General features: G+C 67.2%; 3 protein-coding genes. All 3 read left to right on the forward strand.

The window, feature by feature from the left end; all coding sequences use genetic code 11:
- Positions 1-786 (forward strand): 1-deoxy-D-xylulose-5-phosphate reductoisomerase (gene dxr / locus ACTHLF_RS08165; protein ID WP_440326446.1); only part of this gene is annotated, 786 nt, incomplete at its 5' end.
- A 44-nt stretch (positions 787-830) separates the two neighbouring features.
- A complete protein-coding gene (rseP, locus tag ACTHLF_RS08170) occupies positions 831-2174 on the forward strand; it encodes an RIP metalloprotease RseP (RefSeq protein WP_440326447.1) in 1344 nt (447 codons plus the stop codon).
- Between the two features lie 141 nt (positions 2175-2315).
- Positions 2316-2750, forward strand: a 435-nt coding sequence (locus tag ACTHLF_RS08175; RefSeq protein ID WP_440326449.1) for a POTRA domain-containing protein, incomplete at its 3' end; no start/stop codon positions are given.

Consider the following 2750-nt stretch of genomic DNA (forward strand, 5'->3'; position numbering starts at 1 on the left):
GGGGAACTGCTGCTGCAGGCCCTGCGCGAGGGCGGCGGCGACCTCATCCCGGTCGATTCCGAGCACAACGCCATCTTCCAGTGCCTGCCCGGCGGCCGCCCTGGCCTTGCAGGGGCAGGCGTCCGCCGCCTGATCCTGACCGCGTCGGGCGGTCCGTTCCGCGGCCGCACGCGCGCCGAACTCGGCGCGATCACGCCGGATGAGGCCTGCGCACACCCGAAGTGGTCGATGGGCCGGAAGATCTCGGTCGATTCGGCGACGTTGATGAACAAGGGCCTCGAGGTCATCGAGGCGCACCACCTGTTCGGCGCGCCGGCGGATGCGATCGACGTGGTCGTCCACCCGCAAAGCCTCGTCCACTCCATGGTCGATTACGTGGACGGCTCCGTGCTGGCCCAGCTCGGCAACCCCGACATGCGCACCGCGATCGCCTGCGCGCTCGCCTACCCCGAGCGGATCGAGGCCGGGGTCGCCCCCCTCGACCTGGCCGCCCATGCCCGCCTCGACTTCGAACAGCCTGACCTGGCTACGTTCCGCTGCGTGGCACTGGCGTTCGCCGCCCTGCGCGCCGGGGGCGACGCCACGGCCATCCTGAACGCGGCGAACGAAGTGGCCGTGGATGCCTTCCTGGCCGGGACCCTGCCCTTCCTGGGCATCGCGGAGGTCGTTGAGCGGGTTCTTGAGGAACTGCCGGCCAATCCAGTGGTCGATGTCCAGACCCTTGTCGGGCGTGACGCTGAAGCCCGGCGGGCCGCCCGGGGCGTGCTCCACCGCGCTTACTGCTAAACTCGTTCCACCCAAACGTTTTTTCTCGAGACCCGCCCCCTCCGATGAGCCCATTCCTTGGTTCCGTGTTCTGGCTGCTGGTGACGCTTGGCGTCCTGGTGACCTTCCACGAATTCGGCCACTACTGGGTCGCCCGCCGCTGTGGCGTGCGCGTCCTGCGTTTCTCGGTGGGCTTCGGCCGGCCGCTGTGGCGCCGTGTCGCGAAGGACGGTACCGAATACCAGATCGCCGCCATCCCGCTCGGCGGTTACGTGAAGATGCTGGATGCCCGCGAGGGCGACGTGCCCGAGAGCGAGCGCAGCCAGGAATTCACCGGCAAATCGGTCTGGAAGCGCATCGCCATCGTGGCCGCCGGCCCGGTCTTCAATCTCGTCTTCACCATCGTCGCGTTCTGGGCCATGTACATGGTGGGCCGCCCCGACCTCGCGCCGATCATCTCGGCCGCGCCGGGCACGCCCGCCGCCGTCGCCGGCATCCACGCGGGCGATCGCCTGCTTGCGGTCGATGGCACCCGCGTCTCCACCTGGAGCGACGCCACCGACATCCTCTTCAACGGCCTGCTCGGCAACGAGCCCGTGCCGGTGCATGTCCGCGGCACCGATGGCAGCGAGCGCAACGTGGTCCTGCCCGTGCAGAACCTGGCCTTCGGCGATGCCGGCAAACGCTTCCGTGAGCTGGGCCTCGACCTCGAGTCGCCGCCGGCGGTCATCAGCGAAGTGGTGCCTGGCGATCCGGCGGCCGTCGCTGGCCTGCGCCCGGGCGACCGCATCACCCAGGTCAACGGCCAGCCGGTGGAAGATTTCGCCGCGTTCACGAAACTCGTGCAGGACCAGGCTGCGAAATCGCCGAAGCTCGCGCTCGGCATCGAGCGCGATGGCCACGCCTCCAGCGTCGACGTCACGGCGCGCATGAAGTCCGAGCAGGGTCAGCCCACGCGCTGGCTGGTCGGCATCGCCGGCAAGCCGCTCGAGTCCGCCATGCTGCGCTACGGGCCGGGCCGCGCCCTGACCGAGTCGCTGCGCGCCACATGGGCCGGCACCACCTCCACGCTGGGGATGATCGGCAAGATGCTCTCCGGCCAGGCTTCGGCGAAGAACATCTCGGGTGTCATCGGCATCGCCCAGGTCGCCAACAGCGCGGCCAACCAGGGGCTCGGCTGGTTCCTCAACTTCCTGGGGCTGGTGTCGCTGAGTCTTGCGATCTTGAACCTGCTGCCGATCCCCGTCTTGGACGGGGGACACCTGCTGTATTACCTTATTGAGTTGGTCAAAGGCAGCCCGGTCAGCGAACGCACCATGATCGCCGGCCAGTACGTCGGGCTCGCCTTGCTGTTCACACTGATGGGGTTGGCGTTTTTCAACGACATCCAGCGCATGCTCGTTTCGTGACGGGCGCGCACCTTCTTTACCCAGGCCGCGGGGGCGTCAGCACCCACGGCCAGACGATGCCGGGCATGAGTCCGGCACGTGCTCCTCTTCGGTCACCGGCCTCGTCCGCCGGTGACTGGAATTAACCCATTGGAATCGACGATGAAGCGTATCGCCGCCCTGATCCTGCTTGCCTCCCTGTCCGCCAATGCGCTTGCCTTCGAGCCGTTTGTCGTTTCGGATATCCGTATCGACGGCCTGACCCGCATTGCGCAGGGCACGGTGCTGAGCTACATGCCGATCGAGAAGGGCGACACCGTCAGCGATGACAAGGTGCAGGCCGCCATCCGCGCCCTGTACCAGACCAAGTTCTTCAGCGACGTGGAAGTCAACCGTGAAGGTGACATCCTGGTCGTCAAGGTCGTCGAGCGTCCGGCCATCGCCAAGCTCACCCTGCGCGGCAACAAGGACATCAAGGAAGATGACCTGCGCAAGGGCCTGAAGGAGATCGGCCTGTCCGAGGGCGAAACCTTCGACCGCCTGTCGCTGGATCGCGTTCAGCAGGAACTGGTTCGCCAGTACTACAACCGCGGCAAG

It is taken from the genome of Luteibacter sp., from assembly GCF_051958795.1.
Taxonomy (GTDB): domain Bacteria; phylum Pseudomonadota; class Gammaproteobacteria; order Xanthomonadales; family Rhodanobacteraceae; genus Luteibacter.